21 protein-coding genes and 1 pseudogene are annotated in these 23037 nt (G+C 45.8%); 4 read left to right on the top strand and 18 right to left on the bottom strand.

Annotated features, from left to right (window positions below):
- Positions 1-88 precede the first annotated feature (88 nt).
- From AB2U10_RS11155 to AB2U10_RS11175, 5 genes are all read right to left on the bottom strand, one after another.
- Entirely contained in the window at positions 89-736 is a 648-nt protein-coding gene (locus AB2U10_RS11155) for a protein-glutamine glutaminase family protein (RefSeq protein WP_367914624.1), read from the bottom strand.
- Entirely contained in the window at positions 733-1113 is a 381-nt protein-coding gene (locus tag AB2U10_RS11160) for a hypothetical protein (RefSeq protein WP_367914623.1), read from the bottom strand. Before AB2U10_RS11160 ends, AB2U10_RS11155 begins: the two co-directional genes overlap by 4 nt.
- Before the next feature lie 11 nt (positions 1114-1124).
- Positions 1125-1784 (bottom strand): response regulator, encoded by a 660-nt coding sequence (locus AB2U10_RS11165; protein WP_367914622.1) that lies wholly within the window; start codon positions 1782-1784, stop codon positions 1125-1127.
- Positions 1785-1965: 181 nt separating this feature from the next.
- A complete protein-coding gene (locus AB2U10_RS11170; protein ID WP_367914621.1) occupies positions 1966-3645 on the bottom strand; it encodes a hypothetical protein in 1680 nt (559 codons plus the stop codon).
- Positions 3646-3658: 13 nt separating this feature from the next.
- The gene (locus AB2U10_RS11175) at positions 3659-4324 is read right to left on the bottom strand and encodes a hypothetical protein (protein WP_367914620.1); all 666 of its coding nucleotides are present in this window, start codon (positions 4322-4324) and stop codon (positions 3659-3661) included.
- 488 nt (positions 4325-4812) lie between these two features.
- On the opposite strand from AB2U10_RS11175, the gene AB2U10_RS11180 reads away from it, so the two are divergent.
- Both AB2U10_RS11180 and AB2U10_RS11185 read left to right on the top strand, forming a co-directional pair.
- Positions 4813-7584, top strand: a complete 2772-nt coding sequence (locus AB2U10_RS11180; protein ID WP_367914619.1) for a TonB-dependent receptor — start codon at positions 4813-4815, stop codon at positions 7582-7584.
- A 26-nt stretch (positions 7585-7610) separates the two neighbouring features.
- Positions 7611-8927 (top strand): beta-helix domain-containing protein, encoded by a 1317-nt coding sequence (locus AB2U10_RS11185; RefSeq protein ID WP_367914618.1) that lies wholly within the window; start codon positions 7611-7613, stop codon positions 8925-8927.
- 41 nt (positions 8928-8968) lie between these two features.
- Here AB2U10_RS11185 and AB2U10_RS11190 read toward each other — a convergent pair whose 3' ends face one another.
- The 3 genes from AB2U10_RS11190 to dnaN all read right to left on the bottom strand — a co-directional run bounded on the left by AB2U10_RS11190 (position 8969) and on the right by dnaN (position 12175).
- A complete protein-coding gene (locus AB2U10_RS11190) occupies positions 8969-9784 on the bottom strand; it encodes an SMP-30/gluconolactonase/LRE family protein (RefSeq protein ID WP_367914617.1) in 816 nt (271 codons plus the stop codon).
- A gap of 96 nt (positions 9785-9880) precedes the next feature.
- On the bottom strand, positions 9881-10882 hold the full coding sequence (locus tag AB2U10_RS11195) for a glycoside hydrolase family 5 protein (protein ID WP_367914616.1): 1002 nt from the start codon (positions 10880-10882) through the stop codon (positions 9881-9883).
- A gap of 168 nt (positions 10883-11050) precedes the next feature.
- A complete protein-coding gene (gene dnaN, locus AB2U10_RS11200; RefSeq protein WP_367914615.1) occupies positions 11051-12175 on the bottom strand; it encodes a DNA polymerase III subunit beta in 1125 nt (374 codons plus the stop codon).
- A gap of 263 nt (positions 12176-12438) precedes the next feature.
- Between dnaN and AB2U10_RS11205 the strand changes: the two genes are divergently transcribed.
- The gene (locus AB2U10_RS11205) at positions 12439-13185 is read left to right on the top strand and encodes a glycerophosphodiester phosphodiesterase (RefSeq protein WP_367914614.1); all 747 of its coding nucleotides are present in this window, start codon (positions 12439-12441) and stop codon (positions 13183-13185) included.
- A 51-nt stretch (positions 13186-13236) separates the two neighbouring features.
- Here the strand turns inward: AB2U10_RS11205 and AB2U10_RS11210 are convergent, their stop codons facing one another.
- From AB2U10_RS11210 to AB2U10_RS11235, 6 genes and pseudogenes are all read right to left on the bottom strand, one after another.
- Positions 13237-14685, bottom strand: coding sequence for a bifunctional 2-methylcitrate dehydratase/aconitate hydratase (locus tag AB2U10_RS11210; RefSeq protein WP_367914613.1), 1449 nt, complete (start codon positions 14683-14685; stop codon positions 13237-13239).
- A gap of 51 nt (positions 14686-14736) precedes the next feature.
- Positions 14737-15090, bottom strand: coding sequence for a four helix bundle protein (locus AB2U10_RS11215; RefSeq protein ID WP_367914612.1), 354 nt, complete (start codon positions 15088-15090; stop codon positions 14737-14739).
- Between the two features lie 25 nt (positions 15091-15115).
- Entirely contained in the window at positions 15116-16264 is a 1149-nt protein-coding gene (gene prpC / locus AB2U10_RS11220) for a bifunctional 2-methylcitrate synthase/citrate synthase (protein ID WP_367914611.1), read from the bottom strand.
- Positions 16254-17159 carry a methylisocitrate lyase gene (gene prpB / locus AB2U10_RS11225; RefSeq protein WP_367914610.1) on the bottom strand — a complete coding sequence of 302 codons (906 nt, stop codon included), beginning with the start codon at positions 17157-17159 and terminating at the stop codon, positions 16254-16256. The genes prpC and prpB overlap by 11 nt, the downstream gene beginning before the upstream one ends.
- Positions 17160-18374: 1215 nt before the next feature.
- Positions 18375-18788 (bottom strand): GxxExxY protein, encoded by a 414-nt coding sequence (locus AB2U10_RS11230; RefSeq protein ID WP_367914609.1) that lies wholly within the window; start codon positions 18786-18788, stop codon positions 18375-18377.
- Positions 18789-19007: 219 nt separating this feature from the next.
- Positions 19008-19496, bottom strand: a pseudogene (locus tag AB2U10_RS11235) (magnesium chelatase subunit ChlI family protein); the annotation flags it as partial.
- 77 nt (positions 19497-19573) lie between these two features.
- Between AB2U10_RS11235 and AB2U10_RS11240 the strand changes: the two are divergent.
- Positions 19574-19936: a helix-turn-helix domain-containing protein gene (locus tag AB2U10_RS11240; RefSeq protein WP_493820515.1), complete on the top strand. Its 363-nt coding sequence runs from the start codon at positions 19574-19576 to the stop codon at positions 19934-19936.
- 33 nt (positions 19937-19969) lie between these two features.
- On the opposite strand, the gene AB2U10_RS11245 is transcribed toward AB2U10_RS11240, so the two are convergent.
- The 4 genes from AB2U10_RS11245 to AB2U10_RS11260 are packed head-to-tail and all read right to left on the bottom strand — an operon-like array spanning position 19970 to position 22609.
- Positions 19970-20677 (bottom strand): hypothetical protein, encoded by a 708-nt coding sequence (locus AB2U10_RS11245; RefSeq protein ID WP_367914608.1) that lies wholly within the window; start codon positions 20675-20677, stop codon positions 19970-19972.
- Between the two features lie 15 nt (positions 20678-20692).
- Positions 20693-21331 (bottom strand): porin family protein, encoded by a 639-nt coding sequence (locus tag AB2U10_RS11250; RefSeq protein WP_367914607.1) that lies wholly within the window; start codon positions 21329-21331, stop codon positions 20693-20695.
- 17 nt (positions 21332-21348) lie between these two features.
- The gene (locus AB2U10_RS11255; RefSeq protein ID WP_367914606.1) at positions 21349-22032 is read right to left on the bottom strand and encodes a hypothetical protein; all 684 of its coding nucleotides are present in this window, start codon (positions 22030-22032) and stop codon (positions 21349-21351) included.
- A 7-nt stretch (positions 22033-22039) separates the two neighbouring features.
- Positions 22040-22609, bottom strand: coding sequence for a hypothetical protein (locus AB2U10_RS11260; protein ID WP_367914605.1), 570 nt, complete (start codon positions 22607-22609; stop codon positions 22040-22042).
- Positions 22610-23037: the final 428 nt, after the last annotated feature.

The following is a 23037-nucleotide window of genomic DNA, read 5'->3' on the forward strand; positions in this document are numbered from 1 at the left end:
AATCTTATTTCTAAAGCTCTTAATTTCACGTATGGTTTTTACCGGGGTGTAAATTCCCGCTGACTGCAGATAATCAGGCAGATTAGCCTTACTTATTAACATTTCTCAGAAATGGTGAAGGGTTAGTCATATCCTCTGGAGTCGCATTTGCAGACAATAGCAGGTTGGAATACAGCTCAGAGTAGGCCAGGTGTATTGGTCTCGCAAAAAATGAAGGGAAAATCATGAATGACAGCGCCAGCTCATTGTAGGTATTATCAGGCTTGCTATCATTGTGTAAAGATGCGAGTCGACATATCCACTCATCCATGCAAATGGCCTTCTCTGTAATTAAGGGGTCAATTACTTTTGTTACAATGTAATTCCCGTAATTCCACTTTTTGTTTTGACTTACCTTGACCAAAACCGCTTCGTGATTATCCCACTCAAGTCCTCTGTCCGGCTTCATGACCCTTCGTCCGTAGGCAAAAATCTTGGTACACCGAAAAGACATCCCGCTTTTGTTTGAACGTGGGTCATTGATTATTTCGGAAACCTTTTGGGCCACGTCATAACAACTGGCAGATGGTTTTTCCGGGGTTATCCTTTTTATATCAAGGCGTTCTTGAATCACTTCTAATATTTCATCAAGAACGCCTTTACTCATTACGGGGAGCCTCTTTTCATCCTCCTTAATTAGTTCTTCTATTTTCAACCTGTTATTTTCCTCTAAAATATTCTTCGGATCCGGCGTCATATGACTGTGAAGTCTAAATCAGTGTCATCACCGGAAAATATGGGTTGGGTAGCCGGGCATGGTTTCTGAGTTATAGCCACATCCCAGGCATTTGCGGTTGCTGGTGCGGCCTTTCTAAAAACGATAAGACAGGTTCTTTGAGCCGCGGTATAGGTAACATCATTTTCTATTTTTGAAAGGGGGGACGTTACCTCCAGTTTTTCATAGGCTACAAACGTGCCCTTCTTTACCACATAATTGTGTCTACCCACTGATACCTCTAAATCGCCGTTTGCACGTTCTTCCAATAAGTGAGTTACCCAAACCTGGCATCCCGGGTACTTTTTTAAGAGCTCCAAAATTTCACTTTTCATTTTTTCTATTTTAAGGTTAAACATTCAAAAATCATTTATATCTCATCCACCACCCCGTTCTTCAGTCCCCACCTCACCAGTCCTACCGCCGAGCTTACCCCTATTTTCTTCATCAGGTTACGGCGGTGGGTATCTACTGTGGCCGGGCTGATGTTCAGGCGGGCGGCTATTGCTGTACTTTCCAGGTCTTCGGCTATCAGGCGGATGATCTCTATTTCGCGTTTGGTCAGCGACTGGATGTCCTGCACACGGGTTCTGCCGGTAGTCGAATTATTATCAAGTACTTCTACCAGCTTGCGAATCACCTTTTCCCCGAAGAATTTTTTACCGGAGGCCACTACCTGGATAGCCTTTATCAGCTCTGCTTTTTCGGCGCTCTTCATCACGAAACCGTCTACACCGGCCTGGATGCTTTCTTTAATAAAGGTGGCTTCCTCGTTCATGGTGAGCATAATGGCCTTTACCCGGGGGTATTTTTCCCTGAGCCGGGCCAGCAGCTCTACTCCGTTCATCACCGGCATGTGGTAATCAACCAGCACCACATCGGCTTCGTATTTCTCCAGGAAATCCAGCACCTGAACACCGTTTCGTACTATGCCCACCACTTCCACAGTACTCACTGAGCCCATCAGCAGTGATAGGCTGTCAGCTACCAGGGGGTGGTCATCGGCGATCAGGATTCGAATTTTGCTCATATTCAATTATAAATGTACATTATTTCTTCCAGACATTGACAGTACAAATATGAGCAGGGGAAACGGGTGAAAAAATACCGCCTGGGCGGTATTTTTAGAATTGTACAAAAATGAAGATTCCATGGCTATAGATAATTAAATGCCGCTCTCCTTTCGTTTAATAAAGAGAGTGGAGATGGAATTATTTACAATTGGCAATAGCGTATTCTGCGGTATAGATAATCAAATCCCTGGCGGCGTCATATTTGGCAGATGCTTTCAGGCTACTGAAATCTGCACCTTCTTCGGTGGTAGTTACCTGAGTGAGGCCATTTCGTTTGAAATTAAATTTCCCCCAATAGTATTTTCCGTCAGCATAGACCGTAACGTTATAATCCTTACCTTCCATAACGGCCAGGCTATCAAATTTCCCATTAAATAAAGAAAAACCAGTCCAATGTATCCAATGCTGGCCCTCAGTATGTTGCACCGTTATATCTACATTGGGTTTCAATTTAAGATTCTTGTTTTTGCATATGGCCGTCATGTCAAAATTTACGTATAAGGGTTTTATGGGGTCTGGGATTGTAATATTGATCTCATGGGGTTTGTTACTGGTAATTTTAGTACATGCGTCAAAAGTGGCTTCGCCTACCGGCTTCCCGGACTTCAGATCTCTTATCACCACCTTTATCTTCTCTCCCGGTGGTGTCCATGCATCTATGTAGTTATGTACGCCATCTGAAATTTCAAAATTTCTACTCCTGGAGATCAAACCTTTCGAATCATATAGTTCGGCATCATAATTTCCGGTATTGAATAGTGAATTTGACTTCACTCTTAAGGCCACATTTAGCTCGCATCTTTCATCATAAGGAATATAGTAACTGCATTGCCAATACCCTAACTGAGAAATCTCAAACCGGGCTACCCAATCGCCCTGGCTGTTTTTAGACACGGTTGCTGTACCTTCCTCTTTCCATTTATACGAAGGATAGGGCTCCTGACTCCAGACAGGCAGGGTGTTACCCTCTTTTAAAGCCTCGCCGGTCAAAGGATTCCGTAAATCAGGCGATACCGTCATGATTACTTCCAGGGGTTTCGAGATTTTTTTTACCTCCTTTCCCTGAGCCCACATTTCTACGGATATAGCACCCGCCGGTATAAAGCGTATTATATCATATGTTTTCCCGGATTTTAACAGTGCATCCACTCCATAAAGCTCGCCGTATTCATATACTCCTATCTGTGTATTTACATTGGAGGTGGCTATGGTATTGCCATTGGCATCCATTACCTGGGTACCCGGCTTAAATGCTACCGATCCCCTTTCTGCATCGGCCCGGGTGAGGTTTGAATCATACCACCTTGCGCCCCTGGCAGGGCTTCCGTTTAAAAGGCTGATCTTACCTCCGGAGACGGGAACACTGGCTTCTGCTGTAATTATTCCCTGGGGTGGTTCTTTGATATTCACCATGGGTATCACTATCCGGACAGGGCCCGGGCTCATAAGCGTATAGGTCTCGCGGGCAGTAAGATAACCGGAGGCCGTGGCCTCCACCGTAAACTTCACCGGGGCTGATTGCGTTGGAACCAGCTCTTTGGCCAGTTTTAAGATCAGGGTATTGCCGGTCACCTTATAGTCTTTTCCACCGGTATTGTTTAATATGTACGCTGCCTTATCGCTTGTAATCTTTACGGTAAGACCTTCGGGCATCGTTGTACTTTCGGGGTTAGCATCTGTAAACTGAAAGAAAACCGGGGAGCTAACCTCTCTTTCGCTCACCACCAGGTTCACTCCCTCAAAAGGATTGATCTCTTTGCACCTACCAGTGATCAGCACAAGAACCAGTGATGCGATATAAATGGTAATGTTTTTCATTGATATAAAAAGTTTAATCCAGTCGTACATTGATCTTAAGGTTTACAATGGGCCAGTATTTCCAGTCTTTGGTATTGTTTTCTATGGTGGAAGCTTCTTCCGACATGCTCACCAGGCGTTCGGTGCCGGTAAGGGTGATTTTGGGTGAGGCCATAAAAAAGGAACCCAGTTCCACGCCTACCCCTATGCGCCTTTTGGGCACCGTACGGCCTAATCCCAGGGCTGCAAAAGGAGCAACCGTACCTGAATAATCCATGATGTAATTGATTTCTCCCACTTCATCCGGGGTATAGATTTCTCCGTTTACTTCATAGTTTTCGGTGGCACGGAAAAGCAAATCCGCTTTGCCCCGGGTGATATAGGCCGCTCCTCCCACTATTTTAAAAATGCCGGAAGGTGTAAACACCAGCGACAGCGCCGGCACAGACATTTTCACAGCGCCGTTCATATTCAGCTTTTGTTCAGACACGGTGAGCAGGAAGTCGGGCTTATACTGAAGATAGCTATAGCTCAGCCGGGCAGTTAAGCGGGGTTTAAATGCATAATTCAGCTCCAGGCCAGGGAGGGTGCCCAGGTTCAGGCTTAAGCCGAACCTGCCCGGTACGGCCAGGCTGTCCTGCGCCCGGAGCGCAGGCAGGCTCCCCAGCATTAAAAAAATAAATAGAATTCTGATTTTCATACAAATGGTTTTTTTTAAGTACGTGTATAATCTTTCAGGGGAAGGCCAGGCTGGCTTTACGCAAATTTTTCATGCGGGCCGGGTGCCGTATTCGGGGCAGAATCAGGGGAGTCATAGTTTATTTCAGGGGCTAAGGGTTTATTTTCTGCAAACTTAAGGTCATTCGATGACCCTCGAAATACCGTCCGGGCGGTATTTTTCCTTCGAAAATGAATATGCCTTGTTATGTAGACGGTACGAATCCTCCAGGTGGAGCTATCCCAAAGCTTTATCCGCCGGCTTTTGAAAAAAACAGGCTCGAAAACAGCTGAAAGCAGCTCATATGGAAACCACTCCCGGAGAATAAACGGCATCTGAGATTCCATGCATTAAGCCAATGTTAAATTATTCCTTTCATTCTTAACATAAACAAAATATTCAGAACGATCCGCTTAAAATTCAGTTAACACACCGGGACTAGTTTTGCGGAGAATTTCAGAATATCAAATATGTATAAGAACATTTCATGCTGTTTATTTATTTTACTTACAGCACTTTGTGCACAGGCCCAGACGGGCTCGGTCACGGGTATTATTACTGATGCGCAGTCGCAGGAAACCCTCATCGGCGTAACCATACGGGTAGAAGGCGCCGGTAAAGGAGCCGCCACGGACGTGGAGGGGAAATTCAGGCTGAGCGAGCTGGCCGCCGGTACCCATACCTTAACCGTTTCTTACGTAGGGTACAAATCACTGAAAGTTGAAGATGTAAAAATAGAGACCGGGAAAACCACCGAGCTGAGCATTGCGCTGCAGGCTAACTTCGGCCTGCTGGAAGAGGTGGTGGTAACGGCCCGTGTGGACAAAGGCAGCAGCCTGGCCCTGATCAACGACCGCAAGCTCACCTCGCTGGTGCTTCAGAAAGTAGGTGCGGAAGAGCTGAACCTGAAAGGGATCGGCAACGTGGGTGAAGGCCTGAAAAAAGTGGTAGGTGTGGCTATGGTGGGCGATAAATCGCTTTTTGTACGGGGGTTGGGTGACCGTTACAACAATGCTACATTAAACGGCCTGCCCATTCCGTCTACCAACCCGGATGTGAAACTAATCCCGCTGGATATATTCCCTACTTCTATAGTCAAGAACATAGAAGTGCTCAAATCGTATAACCCGGTATATTACGGCGATTTTTCAGGCGGAACCATTGACATTGTCACCCGCGATTACCCTGAAAAAGGCTTTAACCGGCTTTCCCTGTCGGCCGGCTACAACTCCCTTTCCACTGGCAAAGAATTCCTGGGCCGGAAAAGAGGGTTTTCAGACCTGCTGGGCTTCTCCAGGAACGGGCGCAGCATGCCTGAGCTGGTGGCCAATAGCGGAGCCTATGATTCGTACTACAACGAAAACCAGGATCCGGGCTTTAAAGCACCGTTTGCACCCCATGCTTATACGGCCCCGGTGAATACGGGGATTTCGTTCTCGTCGGGAAACCGCTACCTGCTGAACAATAACCGTACTTTCGGCTACTTGCTTACGGTGAACAACAGCAACGAATACACCTATCAACCGGGGAAATCGGCCTGGTTCAACGCCCAGCAGGATGCCATTTATGATTTTACCACGGAAGATTACTTCTACAAGACCAATACTTCGGCCCTTTTGAGCCTGTACCTGAAGGCAAGCCCCAGGACCAACATGTCGGTTACCGGGCTTTATGTAAACGACTCGCGCGACGGCGTGCAGGATAACTACGGTGAAAACTGGGACCTGGGACCCATTTACGGCCGCAGAAACACGCTGATCCAGAATACGCTTGCTACCGGTCAGGTGAGTGTTAATCACCGGCTGAGTGACATCTGGACCTTCTCGGGGTCAGCCGGGTATACCAAAACAGACGGGAGCATTCCGGACAGGGCCCAGATCATGGTGGAATCAGCCGGTGGAGAAGTGCCCCATTACCAGTTCTCACCTAACGGCATTACCGATATCAACCGTTTTTTTGCTGATCTTAACGATCACGATATGGCCACCCATCTCAACTCCCTTGTAAAGCCGGGCGGCCTCTTTAACGAGATTCATTTCGGGTTTGACGCGCGGTACAAAAAGCGGAAATTTGATGCCCGCCAGATTGATGCCGACGTGAAAAGCATCCGTACGGTCTTCACCCTTGACGAGCTTGATGAGGTGCTGTCTCCGTCAAAGCTGGGTCAGGGCAATGCCTCTACCTGGAGGTACAAGGAAGTGCCGAATGAGCAGAACCGTTACCGTTCGGAAATGCAGATCTATGCTCCGTATGTCAGCGCTAACCTGGTGTGGAGTGAAAAATGGAACCTGACTGCCGGTCTTCGCTTTGAAAAATCTGTCCAGAGCACCGACTACAAGCTGGACCGCGACGTGGTGACGGCACCTTACCGGAATAACACCATTACGGGGAACGACCTGCTGCCCAGTGTAACCTTAAAATATGCCGTTACCCCCAATTCCAACCTGATCCTGGCCGGAAGTAAGACCATTTCCCGCCCGTTGTTTACCGAAGCGGCGCCTTTCCGGTACAACGAGTCGGCCGGTACGGCCCAGCGCCAGGGTAACCAATACCTGAAAAACGGCTCGAACTATAACGTTGACCTGCGGTATGACCTCTTCCCGAACGCGGGCGAGATCATTTCCTTCTCGCTGTTCGGCAAACGCCTGAAAGACCCTATTGAACTGGTGCGCCTGAACGGCTCTGAGCCCATGTTCTCGTATGTGAACTCAGACCGGGCTGTGGTAGCCGGTATCGAGGCCGAAGTGAACAAGAACCTCGGCAGCCTGCTGGGTACAACGGCGTTGCGGGACTTCTCGGTGGGTCTGAACGGCTCATACCTCTATTCGCAGGTAACCTTTGACCCCGACAAGCTGGATAAAAAAGGAGTACCTTTTTACCCTACTCACTTCAAGAGACCGCTCTTCGGTGCTTCGCCCTACCTGGTTAATGCTGATCTTATGTACCGGGCCGCCTGGTCAGAAAAAAGCGCTACCAGCTTCAGCTTAACCTATAATGTTTTCGGGAAGCGCCTGTTTATTGCCGGGGCTCAGGGTACCGGCGATATCTACGAAATGCCGGTAAATACCCTGAATTTCAATATCAATCATACCCTTTCGCGGAGTGTGGAGTTTAAGCTGGGCTTAAATAACCTGCTGAACCCCGCAATGGTGTACAACCAGGAATTTGACACCAATGACCTGGAGTACATGAATATCCGGAAGGGTGTTTCGGTGAATGCAACATTAACTTATTCATTTTAATCGGGAATTAATTAAAACTAAATTTTATGAAACGTAAGAATCTGAGAGGACTGACATTATCTGTTTTGGCAATGATCTCATTCATGGCCTGTGAGAAAGATGATAACGGTGAAAACACAGTGGGCAGAGAAGGTGAGTTACCCAACGGTACAGAAATAGTGGGCGATATTACGAAAAACACCATCCTTGCCAAAGGCAACACGTATACGCTTCGCGGCGGGGTTCACGTGAGCAACGGCGCCACATTAACCATTGAAGAAGGAGTTACCGTAAAAGCAGTGACCAACACCAAAACCGACTACACCAACACGGCCTACCTGCTGGTAGAACCGGGTTCAAAAATACAGGCTGTAGGTACGGCTACTGCACCTATCGTGTTTACATCCAATGCGGCCAGCCCGGCTCCGCAAGACTGGGGCGGGATCATCGTTTGCGGTAAGGCACCTATTAACCCGCAGGGAGGTACAGCCCCTTCAGAAATGGGTACCGGTGTGGTGTATGGCGGCACCGTGGCCAATGATAACTCCGGAACGTTAAAGTATATACGGGTGGAGTATACCGGTAAAAAGCAAAGCGACTCCAAAGAGCATAACGGCTTTACATTTGAAGGAGTAGGCAGCGGCACCACGCTTGAATACCTGGCGGTATACAAGGGTGCAGATGACGGAATCGAGTTTTTCGGAGGTACCGTTAACCTGAAATATGCTTTTGTGAACGGTGCGCAGGATGACCTGTTCGACTGGACCTACGGATGGTCAGGCAATGCCCAGTACTTGGTAGGTATCCAGGGAAATGACGTAGCCGACAGGGGTATGGAAGCCGATAACAACGGTGACAATAACAGCTTATCGCCGCTTTCATCACCTACTATCTCTAACGTTACCCTGGTAGGTTCAAGAGAAGCTAAAACCAATGATAACCCGGATGCCGCCACAGATGCAGATAAAGGGAAGACCCTCGGGCTGAAGCTTCGTGCCGGTACCGGTGGTAAGCTGTATAATTTTGTGGTTTACGGTTTTAACAACGGAGTGAACGTAGAGCACGATATAACCATAAGCAATGCGCTGGACGGAAAGCTGATCTTTGCCAACTCAGATCTATACGGGCCAAATCCGTTTAAATCTTCCCTGGGTACCCTGGTTCAGAGCGCGTTCTTCAAGACGGCAGTTACTGTAAGCGCAGATGATAAGCCTTCGTATATGAACGGGTATATCGGTACCAATACCACCGGCGCGGTTAACCCGTCTACCCTGGGTGCATTCTTCACCGGCGGAAACTTCAAAGGTGCTGTGGAAACCGGGAATAACTGGGTAGCACAAGGTACCTGGGCAAGATTTCAGTAAGACATAAAATGATCCATAAAAAAGGGGCGAAAGCCCTTTTTTTATTGTCCTATCTTCCACGCTTCCACCGTATTTCCGAAGAAAGTAGGAATGTACAGAATGCCTTTAACAGGATCAATACCGATATCTGCCGTTCTGAATTTATTGGTCTGGTGCGTTTCGCGCAGGGTATTCCGGTTATTCCGGGCATCGATATGGTAGACATATCCTGACCAGGCAGTCACAAAAAAACCGTCTTTGTACGGTTCTACCCCGTCGCCCCCGTTTTCCAGCTGACAGATTATTCTTTGGGCTCCGGTTTCGGGCGAGTATTCGATAAATGCATTATTCCCGGTAACATACAGCTTGTTGTTATGCCATTTCACCCCGTTTACTCCGGCCAGGTTTTCCAGGTAAACTTCCGACTTCCCGTTTTTATACTTCAGCACTTTCCCGGTACGGGAGTCTGACACATAAACGGTGCCCTGGGGGTCTGCCGTTACATCATTCAGGCCTTCGGCACCGTCCAGCCTGTCTTTTTTCAGCACCTTGCCGCTTCGGGCATCCACCGATACCAATTCGTTAATATCGGCCACATACAGGGTACTCCCCACCAGGGCCATGCCTTTGGGGGCATTCAACCCTGTTACCCACCGGGCATTGGTAATCTTGCCATCGGTATTGAGCAAGGCTACGCCGCCTTTTCCGTCTGCTTCCCAGGGACCGCCGTCTATCAGGCTGACGTAAAGTTGCTTACCGGCAAAGAGTACACTTTCCGGGGTAGCCAGTGTGCTATCCGTTTGCCATAGCTTAGAGAGCGTTTGGGCCTGGGCTACAGACATACCCAAAGCCAGTACAGTTGTCAGTAAACGTTTCATAGTATTGATTTTCTACAGTAAAGTAAGAACTTTTTTGCTGAATAACAAATATATGCCGGCCATAAACCAGGGTATGTTTTCCTCTTCGGGTGTAACTTACCGGTTAAGCCGCCGGAGGTGTTGCCTGACATAGAGGCCTGAGGGGCTGAGATTGCTTTTCTTCCAGCTCCCGTTTACCGGGGCCCCCGGCTTAAGCAGGGCCGTAGTTTCCTTTTTATCCGTCAGGTTCCAGTTAACCCAGCTCAGCTGGTGCTTTTCCATCCAGGTCATCCATGCTTTGTTTTTCTCCGGGTCAAATGCACCGTCACCGTTGGCTTCACCTACACCCCATTCGGTGACAAATACGGGCAGGCCTGCTTCAATGGCTGTGGTGGCCCGGTTCCTGAGGTTTTCCTGGTGATGTGGCTCACTGGCATAGAAATGGAAAGAGTAGGCTATGTTATCAAAGCCGGTCAGCCGGTCTTTGGCTACGATATCAATATCCTGATCCCAGGAAGATGATCCCACCACAATGAGGTTCCCGGGATCATTTTTCCGGATTACCGGGATGAGACGCTCCGCATAGGCTTTAACGATTTTCCAGTCTATGCGTTCGGGCTCGTTCCATATTTCATAAATGATGAGCGGAGAAGAAGCATACCTGGCTGAAAAACGGTCAAAAAAAGTCATTGCCTCTTTTACGTTTTTGTCGGCATGATGATCGTGCCAGTCCATAATCACGTAAATGCCACGTTCCAGGGCCCGGTCTATAACGGGCGTGATCCGGTTCCACTGAAGCTCCGGATCGCGGAGGTAACCGTCTGCAGGTTCAACGGCCATAGACACCCGGATAACATTGCATTTAAAGGCATCTGCCAGCTCGTCTACGATGGCCGGGTTATAGTACTTTGCCCCGCCCCAGATGCTCCACGAAAAGCTGATGCCCCTGAGCCGGGCCGGTTGCCCGTTTTCAAAATAAACGTTTCCTTCCCCGGCCACCAGCCGGCTATGCTGGGCCTGAGCAGGCAGAAAAAGGCAGAGCAGGGAGAAAATCAGCAGCAGGAAAAAACCTGCGGGCATGTGCTTATCGTCTCCTGTGGGTTTCAAATAATTTGCCATAAACATTTCATTGATATGAACAAAGTTAAATGTTTTAGCTTATAAATAGTGTTTTTTATATAAATAATATGATGAAACAAAGACAGCTGTAAATTAATTGGCAATTGATCGCAAAAAAAATGCTACGGAGAACCGTAGCATTGGAGTATCTTTATTGTAAGAAGATGCTTACGAATACGAATTCAGCATCACTGGCATTACCAGCATCAGGATGTCTTCGTGCTCCTGCTTGGAGGTAGGAACGATCAGTCCGGCGCGGTTAGGTTGTGAAAGCTCCATCATTACAGTAGATGACGACAGGTTGCTGAGCATTTCGGAAAGGAATTTGGCATTAAACCCGATTTCCAGCAATTCTCCGTCAAACTCACAGGCGATCTTCTCCACCGCTTCGTTGGAGTAGTCCAGGTCTTCTGCTGAAATGGTCAGCTCGGCAGGCTCTATTTTCAGACGAATCTGGTGAGTGGTCTTGTTGGAGAAAATAGAGATCCTTTTCAGGGTAGCCAGGAAAGTAGCCCGCTCCACGATCAGCTTATACGGGTTGGCTTTCGGTATTACATTGTCGTAATCCGGGTAACGCTCATCGATCAGGCGGCAGATCAGCCGGATATTCCCGAAGCTGAAAAACGCATTGGAGCTGCTGAACTCCGTTACAACCGGCACCACCTCAGAGGGTAATGAGCTCTTGATAAGGTTAAGCGCCTTCCGGGGAAGGATCAGGCGGTTTTCGGTGGTCGACTGGATATCCGATCTTTTGTACCGGATCAGGCGATGACCGTCAGTAGCGACAAATGTGGCACCGTCGGTCTGAATATCGATAAATACGCCGGTCATGGCCGGGCGCAGGTCGTCGGTGCTGGTGGCAAAAATGGTATTGTTAATGGCTGCAGCCAGCACATCTGAGTTCAGCTCAATATTGAAGTTCCGGTTAACCTGGGGAGGTTTCGGAAAATCCAGCGGGTTTTCTCCGGCAATTTTGAAACGGCCTGTGGAAGTAACGATCTCAAGGCCGAACGTATCGGTGTTAATATTGACCGTAATGGGTTGCTCGGGCAGGCTTTTGAGCGTATCCATAAAAAGCCGGGCCGGTATGGCAATGGATGCGGAATCGGTAGAGGTCACTTCCAGTTCAGCTACCATCACCGTCTGCATATCAGAAGCCGTTACCGTGAGCTTACTTTTGTCAAGTTCAAAAAGGAAATTCTCTAAAATAGGAACGATAGGATTGGGCGCAATTACCCCGCTTATATAGGAAAGGTTTCTTAAGAGTTCTGTACTTGAAACAATAAACTTCATTTTCTTAGATGATAATGTGATCTTGAAAGAGAATCAGCAAAAATAGTAAAATCCTTTGATTTTGTATGTCTTGGTATTCATAATTATTGCGGGATGGAGAATTCTCCCCTCTGTGCGGGCCGGTGATGAATTGCTTCCGGCTTCTCCTGTCAGAAAGGAGCAGCGCCGGTAGGAAAGACAGGCATTTTTGATATAGATTTTACACGAAAACGGGTAATAATCCGGTTTCAATAATCTATCTTTAGGCTCTAAAAAAAGAATATATGCGTATTATTTCTGTAGTTTTACTGGCAATGATTGCCCATTTATCTATGGCTCAGAGTAAAGTAGTGGCCCACCGCGGAGCCTGGAAAAACACGGGCGCCCCTCAGAATTCGCTGGAATCGCTGAAGCATGCTTTTGAAATGAAGTGTGGCGGATCAGAATTTGATATCAACAGGACGCTCGACGGCAAGCTGGTCATCAATCACGATGCAGATTACGCCGGCTTGCGCATTGAAGAGCACACCTATGCCGACCTGAACAAGACCAAGCTGAAAAACGGAGAAGACCTGCCCCTGCTGGAGAGCTTTCTGAAGCTGGCAAAGAAATACCCCAACACGTTGCTTTTTGCGGAAATAAAAGTGGCCCCTTCAGGCGCTGCAGCCTCAGAGAAAGCAGCAGAGGAGACCTGGAAAATGGTAAAGAAATATAAATTGCTGAAACACACGGTTTTCATCAGCTTCAGCTACGAAGCAAGCCTGAAGCTGGTGGCACTGGATAAAAAAGCCAGGGTACAATACCTAACCGGCGACAAATCACCGGATGTGCTGAAAGCTGCCGGCATACCCGGCCTGGATTACCATTTTTCTGTTTTTGAGAAAAACCCCGACTGGCTGAAAAAAGCGAAATCACTGGGATTAAGCACCAATGCCTGGACGGTGAACAAGCAGGAGGTGATGGAAAGCCTGTTAAAGCAGGGAATCGATTACCTGACCACCGATGAGCCCGAAATGGCCATGGGCTTATAAGGACCGGCCCTGCAGGAACACGCCTTGAGACGGTTCCTGCAGGGCAAAGGCTCAAAGCGCCAGCATATCTACAAACCGGTTGACATCCAGCTGGATCAGCCGGTCGTATTCCAGGGTATTTTCCAGCACGGTTCTCTGTTGCTTTTCAGAGAAAATACGGGCCAGGTTGATTTTGTATTTCTTTATCAATTCCGGGATGCCCTCTTCTCTTCTCCGCTTATGGCCGATAGGGTATTCCACGATCACCTCATCTAAAACCGTTCCGTCATTTAACGTTACAGTGAGCGCATTGGCAATGGAGCGTTTTTCCGGATCATGATAATCTTTTGTAAACCGGGGATCTTCCACGCATTCCATTGTATCGCGAAGGATATCGATCCGGGGATCGGCCGCTATCCTGTCTTCGTAATCGGCTGCGGTCAGTCTTCCGTAAATCAACGGTACGGCCACCATATACTGGATGCAGTGATCGCGGTCGGCCGGGTTATTCAGCGGGCCTTTCTTGTCAATGATACGGATAGCCGCTTCATGGGTACGGATGGTGATTTTCCGGATATCTTCTGCGGTTTTTCCCGATTCTTTCAACCGGTGGTGTAAGGTCATGGCGGCTTCTACGGCGGTCTGGGAGTGGAACTCCGCAGGGAAAGAAATCTTGAACAGCACGTTTTCCATGACATAAGAGCCGTAATCCCGCTGGAACCGGAATTCATTTCCCTTGAAAGAGACATCGTAAAAGCCCCAGGTTCTGGCGGTCAGCACGGAAGGGTAACCCATTTCGCCGGTTTGGGCGATCAATGCCAGGCGAACGGCCCGCGAGGTGGCATCACCGGCTGCCCACGACTTACGGCTGCCGGTATTCGGAGCGTGACGATACGTTCGTAACGATTGCCCGTCTACAAAGGCCAATGAAATGGCATTCACCAGCTCGTCGCGGCTCAGGCCGATCAGCTTGCCCACTACGGCGGTAGACGCCAGCTTTACCAGCAATACGTGGTCAAGACCGACTTTGTTAAACGAATTTTCCAGGGCAATAACTCCCTGGATCTCGTGCGCCATGATCATGGCCTCCAGCACCTGCTTCATTTTTAAAGGGGCTTTCCCTTCGGCAATGTGTGTTCTCGAAAGCCAGTCGGCCGTGGCCAGGATACCGCCCAGGTTATCCGAGGGGTGACCCCATTCGGCGGCCAGCCAGGTATCATTAAAATCCAGCCAGCGAATGATTGCCCCGATATTGAAGGCGGCCTGTACGGGGTCGAGCTGGTAGGGTGTGCCCGGCACTTTGGCGCCGTTGGGAACAATCGTACCTTTTACCACAGGCCCCAGCAGCTTGGTGCAGGCAGGATAGGTCAATGCCTCCAGTCCGCAACCGATTGTATCCAGGAGACAGTAGTGAGCCGTTTTCCAGGCTAAATCGTTCGTAATTTCATACTTTAATACATAATCGGCAATATCCGTTAATACCTGGTCCGGCTGCGGCCGTTGATTTGAAATATAACTCATTTATAGATATTTTTTAATTGACAATTGACAGTTGACAATTGACAATTTGGGTTATGATTTGACTTTTGAAGTTTTAATTATGGCAGTTAATAATCGTAATAGTTGTTTGAGGTCAGATGAGACTGAAGCGAATTCTTTTTCACTCAAATAAGCAGACATGTGTAAAAGTTCCAACCAATATTCTGCTTCATTTGCTTCTTTTAAGCTGATAGAGAGCTTATGAATAAAGTCTTTTTTGCTTTCAGCCTGTTCAGCTTCTCTTACTAATGCACCGATAGCGGTACCACAACGAATCAGCTGTTTACTTATTACAAATTCTCTTTTTTCATCCATCAGATGCTTGGAGAGTTTTACTATTCTCAACGCAAATTCAAATGATTTCTCTCTGATAGCATTCTCCTTCATTGTCAATTGTCCATTGTCAATTTATTCATCGCTTTTCTACAGGTACAAATTCCCTGTTTTCCGGCCCGGTATAATTAGCGCTGGGACGGATGATCTTACCATCCTGTCTTTGCTCAATGATATGCGCGCTCCAGCCTGTAACCCTGGAAACAACAAATAACGGCGTGAACATCAGGGTAGGTACACCCATCAGATGATAGGATACGGCCGAGAACCAATCGAGGTTCGGGAACATTTTCTTTTCTGCCCACATAACGGTTTCCAGTCTTTCGGCAATATCGTACAGAAGCATATCACCGGCCTCTTCCGACAGCTCCCGGGCCACTTTTTTAATGACCACGTTCCGCGGGTCGGAAATGGTATAAACAGGATGCCCGAAACCGATGATCACCTCTTTGTTTTCCAGGCGTCTGCGGATATCCTGCTCTGCCTCATCGGGCGAATGATAACGGCTCTGGATATCGAAGGCCACCTCATTGGCGCCGCCGTGCTTGGGGCCTCTCAAGGCACCAATAGCCCCGGTGACAGATGAATATATATCAGAACCCGTGCCCGCAATGACCCGGCTTGTAAACGTGGAAGCATTGAATTCGTGCTCCGCATACAGGTTCAGGGAGATCTGCATGGCTTTTACCCACTCGTCAGAAGGTTTTTGGCCGTGCAAGAGGTGCAGAAAATGCCCGCCTATGGTATCATCGTCGGTTTCCACCTCTATTTCTTTCCCGTTATGCGAATAATGATACCAATACAGCAGGGCCGAGCTGAATGAGGCCAGCAGCTTGTCGGCTATATCCCGGGCTCCTGCGGCGCTATGGTCGTCTTTTTCCGGCAGTAAAGTGCCGAGCACCGAAGCGGCCGTTCGCAGCACGTCCATGGGGTGAGCGGCGGCCGGCAGGTTTTTCAAAACATTTTTTAAGGCCAGCGGTAAACCTCTCAATCCTTTCAGCCTGGCGGTATAGCTTCTCAGCTGAGCCGCTGTGGGCAGAGCGCCGTGGATCAGTAGATAAGCCGTTTCTTCAAACCGGGCTTTTTCGGCCAGATCCAGGATGTTATACCCCCGGTAATGGAGGTCATTGCCGCTTTTGCCGACACTGCAAAGCGCCGTATTGCCTGCGGTCACCCCTGAAAGCGCTACGCTTTTCTTGGGTTTGAATGTTACTTCGTTATCCGACATCTTTATTCTTTTTAAAGAGGTTATCCAGTTTTTGTTCGTAGTCGTGGTAGCCGATGCTTTTATAGAGCTCCTCACGTGTTTGCATGATATCTACTACATGGGCCTGTGTACCGTCTTTCCGGATATGCTCGTAAACGGTATACGCCGCTTTGTTGGCTGCACGGAATGCCGAGAGCGGGTACAGGACCAATCCTACGCCGGCCGCTTTCAGCTCGTCTACCGTATACATTTTAATCATCCCGAATTCGGTAATATTGGCCAGTACGGGGATGCCCGTTGCCTCCACAAATTTCGGGTAAAGGCTCAGGTCATTCACGGCCTCGGCAAAAATGAAGTCGGCCCCGGCCTCTTTATAGGCAGCGGCCCTTTCCAGCGTTTTTTCAAGGCCTTCACCGGCAAAGGCATCGGTTCTGGCCCCGATAACAAAATTTTCATCCGTGCGGGCATCGGTAGCGGCCTTCAGCCGGTCGGTCATTTCTTCCAGGCTCACCACTTCCTTTCCCGGGCGGTGTCCGCACCGTTTTGCACCCACCTGGTCTTCGATGTGCAGGGCCGCAGCACCTGCCTTGATCAGTGACTTTACGGTACGAGCCACGTTGAATGCAGAAGGGCCGAAGCCGGTGTCTACATCCACCAGCAAAGGCAGGTCGCATACGTTGGTAATGCGTTGAATATCGATCAGCACATCTTCCAGGGTAGTGATCCCCAGGTCAGGAATTCCCAGTGAGCCGGCCGCCACACCGCCTCCCGACAAATAAATGGCGTTAAAGCCGGCCTGTTGCGCCAGCAAGGCGTGGTTGGCATTGATGGCTCCGACAATCTGGAGGGGATTTTCTTCCTGCATAGCCTGCCGGAACCGTAGGCCGGGAGACCGTAAACCTGTGCTTGTACCCATTTTCTGTTGCTTTTTATATCCTAACGCGCCAATGCTGCACGCAATTTGTATTCAGCTGTTTTCCCGTCGCTCCTGCACCGTTACAGTTTTTTGAGCGGGTTCTCAAAGATAGTTAAAAAATGGATGGAGGCAAGGTGAGGGGTGGAATGTGTGAGGTGATGAAAAAATTTGTGGGGTTTTGGTGGCTCCTGCATTTGCGGTTTTTTTTTAATAAGTGATGGAGAATCCATTTGGCAGGAATACGCTATTCGGTATCGGCAACATAGGTATTGTAAAATTTACCGTCAGCTGACTGCATTTTTAGTTGGTTACAATTTGTAACCGACTTATTCCCTTTTGAGGTCAGTTAATTTCGGAAAGTTATATTTGGTTTAACCACATAGATACATAGTTTTATTGACCAGGTAGAGTCCTGAAATATTCATTGACAAAGGTTTTTGTCCCTAGCTCCACCGATTATTTCATAGGTGAGGTTGTCCAGGTATTTTTTAGTGATCATAATCTATGTATTTATGTGGTTAAATTATTGCATTCGAATGTTCTACCGGTACCATGTAGAATTGTTTTTACCACATAGATAAATAGTTTTATTGACTAGGTAGAATCCTGAAATATTCATTGACAAAGGTTTTTTGTCCCTAGCTCCACCGATTATTTCATAGGTGAGGTCGTCCAGGTATTTTTTAGTGATCATAATCTATGTATCTATGTGGTTAAATTATTGCATTTAAATGTTCTACCGGCACCATGTAGAATTGTTTTTACCACATAGATACATAGTTTTATTGACCAGGTAGAGTCCTGAAATATTCATTGACAAAGGTTTTTTGTCCCTAGCTCCACCGATTATTTCATAGGTGAGGTTGTCCAGGTATTTTTTAGTGATCATAATCTATGTATCTATGTGGTTAAATTATTGTATTTAAATGTTTTACCGGCACCATGTAGACTTGTTTTTACCACATAGATACATAGTTTTATTGACCATGTAGAGTCCTGAAATATTCATTGACAAAGGTTTTTGTCCCTAGCTCCACCGATTATTTCATAGGTGAGGTTGTCCAGGTATTTTTTAGTTACCATGATCTATGTATCTATGTGGTTAAATCATCCCGCACAGTTCTCCCGATCCGGGCTTTGTTACTGAGTCGCCTCCTTCTGGGTTTAGTCAATCTCTGAAAGTTATAATTTCTTTAACCACATAGATACATAGTATTATTGACCGGGCAGAGTTCTGAAATATTCATTGACAAAGGTTCTCTGCCCTTCTTTAAATAGGTTAAAGCAGTTGAAGTTGATAAGTATGCCCTTTGGACATCGCAGTAGTTTCATATAGCTGAGTAGCTGAGCTTCATGTGCCGGTACTATTTCGTGTACAGATTTCAATTCCACTACGATACTGTGTTCTACCAATAAATCGCACCTGAAATTCATATCAAGTGTTTTCTCTTTATACACCACCGGGACGTTCATTTCTGTGAGAAAATTTATTTTTCTATGCATAAGTTCTTCTTTTAAACATTGATGATAAATGCTCTCCAGCAAACCTCTTCCCATAAATTTGTGAACTTCAATAGCACCACCGATTATTTGATATGTGAGGTCGTCAAGGTATTTTTTAGTGATCATAATCTATGTATCTATGTGGTTAAATTATTGCATTCAAATGTTTTACCGGTACCATGTAGAATTGTTTTAACCACATAGATACATAGTCTTATTGACTAGGTAGAGTCCTGAAATATTCATTGACAAAGGTTTTTTGTCCCTAGCTCCACCGATTATTTCATAGGTAAGGCTGTCCAGGTATTTTTTAGTTACCATGATCTATGTATCTATGTGGTTAAATCATCCTGCCCAGTTCTCCCGATCCAGGCTCCTGTACTGAATAGCCTCAGCCAGGTGCTCAATCCTGATTTCCTCTGATGCGGCCAGGTCGGCAATGGTGCGGGAGACCTTCAGGATACGGTCATAGGCACGGGCCGATAGCCCTACCTTTTCCATGGCCCTTTTCAGTAGCAGCCTTCCTGCATCACCTATCTCACAGATATTTTTGACCATCTCGGCCGGCATCATAGCGTTGCAATGGACGCAGGGGAGGTCTTTGTAGCGTTCAACCTGGATCTGCCGGGCGTTCACTACCCGTTCGCGGATCACGGCAGAGGTTTCATTTTTCCGGGTGCTGGAGATCTGTTCAAAGTTGACGGGAGTTACCTCCACGTGCAGGTCGATCCGGTCGAGCAGGGGGCCTGATACTTTATTGAGGTATTTTTCAACGGCTCCCGGCGGACAGGTGCATTGCTTGTCCGGGTGGTTATAATAACCGCAGGGGCATGGTTGCGTTGCCTTTTTTGCGATACGAAAAAACAGTGGCTAAACCACGGACATACTGGTATCCGGAAGAACCCGAGACCATGGGTGAGCATATTCGTAAACGGAGAATGGATTTACATCTATTACAAAGTGATGTTGCCGAGATACTCAATATTTGTATAGACTCAATCACCGGTTGGGAAAATGGTAGGAGCGAGCCGCAAATTCATTTTTATCCGAGAATAATAGATTTTCTCGGGTATAACCCTTTCGAGACTTCAAAGGAGACTATCGGAACAAGAATCAAAGCATATCGGCTAACACATGGGTTAAGTCAAAAGAAAATGGGAAAGCTGATTTCTGTTGATGGTTCAACTATTTGTTCGTGGGAAAATGGAATAACGGTTCCTAATAGAATACTGTTAGAAAAAGTAAATATGGTTCTACACAATGAGGCTACCTAAAAAGGGAGCCTCATTTTCTAACAAACTGTTACGTTAAAAACTTGCACGCAATGCTATAGTTGGAGCATGTAATAAAGGGTTATAGCTTGGCTGAATTTTAAAAGAGAAAGAGTCGGATTTTATATTTCGTCTCAAAAATTCCTGCTCGATTGCCTTCACTCTGGATTTATGTTTCCCCATATTTATAAATGTTAATGCACCGCTTACTCCAAAGCCAATTGCTCCTATTACCCCTAGCTGAAAAACGTCTTCAGAAGTAATAGCTGAGTATGGGTTAGTACTAGGACCGCTTTGATTGGCTATCATAGCCGTAATGAGTCCGACTCCACTTAATCCCAGGCAAATACTTCCCTGAACTCTTCTGTTTTTAACGTAATTTTTTTCAAGAGCATACATTTTTTTCAATTCTATATCATTCTCCCGACGTATCCTCTTCTCAAAAGAATTTCCAGGTACAACGGATTCGGCAACTTGAATATCTCTATTTGGTGAAGTGTTTTCAAAACTTTCTACCTCACCATTTGCATAGAGAACTGAGGCTACTTTGGATTTCTCTATCGTAAAAATAGGTCCTGTTTGATTAGAGAAACGCTTGTATTTAATAGTAGTGCTGTTTATTTCCTGAATAATAGCTTCGATTTTCATGTTGTCTTTTTTAATAATCACATCAGCTTTTACAGATTGTGCTACTATATTGATGGATAAGAACAGATAACAGAGGAGGAGGAATGATTTTTTCATACAAGTGAAGGTTCTTTAATTAGATTCAGATAGTTTATAGCCAAGCGAAAGTGAAAAAACTCTGTTAGCTAAGTTATATCCAGCCATACTGTACGGTGAGATATTTGCTACGCCAATAGTATGAGAAATACCAACTTGAAATACATTAAATTCAATTCCACCTCCTAGTATAATACCTGCGTCCGCTGCTTTGAAATCAGCGTTGTAATGACTTCCCCAAATAATAGGCTTTTTATATGAATTTATTCCCTGGAAAGTATCAATTTTTCGAGTAAAACCTCCAATACCAAATCCTAAATAAATACCCAATGTACCATAGACAGAAAAGGTATTATTCAACTCATATTTGTATTTACCGACTGTCGGAATATCTAAATAGACTGGACTATAGCGGAATTCTTCTTCAGAATAAACTTCTCTAAACCCTTTTTGTGATACGAGTAGTCCGCTTTCAATGGAAAGTTTTTCGTATATGGGAATGTCTATAGTTCCTCCTAAGTGGAAGCCGATATGGGCAGTTATGCTTTCATTCCCGTATGGGGAACGAAGAGATATGGTATTCACATTCAGTCCTCCTTTTGCTCGAATAGTTTGAGCGTTGATAGAGGAAATAACAAAGCAGAGGAATATAAAAAGAGCTAGTATTTTTTTCATGGGAATAGGGATATATATCAGTTATTTGAATTGTTTGTACAGATAGTACACAGGAGAGAGGCATTCATCTTTTCTTTGTCAGCATTTATTCTGAATCTGCCGCTATATTTTTCAGAGAACCCGTCACCATCCTTAAAAATTCTAGTGGCTCCTTTAGACATAAGTTTATTATTAAAATCTAGAAGTTTATATGTGATGGTTATGGATTCTCGTAAATTTTTAATACCAGTGGGGGTGATTTCTCCTGAGACAATGAATATTGCCCCATAGCTTATACCTTCAGATTTTCCAGTACTATTTGCAAAAACGGTAAAGTAATTGCCATTTCCGGAAACATACCCATTTTTTGCTTCCCCTGTTTCGTCTGCTGCCTCATCATAATATGTTAGGGAAATCTTTTGATTTTTTGAGGATTGGCCGTGAAATGTATATGAGAGCGCATTAAATATATTGCCTGGACGAATATCTTTAGTGTCATCATTATATGTTTTAACTAAGGTATGAGGGGATAGAAGATAACTACCCTCAATATTAGGCGGGCGTTTTCCTTCATGAATCATGTTCTCTGATTGCAGTTGTTCAATGAGCCACTCAGGTATGGCATTTGTGATGTCCTTTGAGAGTCCAGTAGTAGCAGGTTCTGAGAATACATTACAAGAGGAAGCAGTAACAACTAAACATAGATAAAATAGAGTTCTCATAGTAGTATTATTCTTGGTTTACCATGGTTTCCAAAAAGCACTTAGCCTCTTTCTGTACTAGAGTTGCTTGGCTATCCTTTACTTCTTTTTCATACGTAGGGTCTAGGTAGTTATCAGCAAATACCGCTCGACACTTAACAATCTTATTAAGTACAAAGGCATCGAGTTGTTCTTCAGTTAAAGAGAACAGGGAAGAGTATACTTTTGCTCTTTTTCCAATCAGCTTACCCACTTGTACACCCATATCTTTGGGGTTACTCAACCGAATGACAGAACCATCATTGAATTTTATGTCGAATGCGGTTACTAATGAAGGGTTATAGGTATGTGTAGATTCGTGTCTCACATGCATCTGAATACCATTTTCTTTCTCGAATGATATTCGCAAAAACCATCCAGTTGATTGGTGTTCTCCTTTAATAACTGCAAATTTATTTCGCGCAACTATCTCAATAGGCTGAGAGTATAGTTTAGTTTCTCCGGAAAAATCATCAATTTCTACTTTGGTTTTACATTGTTGGGCGTACACAAAATTGCTACAGATGATAATGAAAAATAGAAGAATAGTTGTTTTCATAAAGGGATAATGGTTAGGAAAACAAATATCTATGGAAGAGAGAGAAAGTGTTATGAGTAGAATTAATACTTTATTAAGCACATTAATATGAGTGAAAATAGTTAGGCAATAATGGTCAAAATAAAGAATAAGGAAACAAAAAAGCCCAAAACCATAGTGGCTTTGGGCTGGTATTCATAGATATATCTATGAATACATCGTTTCTACTAATCCGTATCTTAAATTACTTCAAATCAACGTTGTTACGACAAAAATAAAAGAAAGAGAGAAGTATACAAACTGTTTCTTATTTTTTATATGCATTTACGTTTGTATAAGTGTATCTAATTTTACGTTATTGTATGAAAATAAAAATACCCAAAAACAAAAAGCTTTTGGGTATAGTATTCATTATTCATCATATTACTATGATGGTGTCTATGAAAAAT

Origin of the sequence: Leadbetterella sp. DM7 (genome assembly GCF_040829825.2) — a bacterium.
Classification (GTDB): Bacteria; Bacteroidota; Bacteroidia; order Cytophagales; family Spirosomataceae; genus Leadbetterella.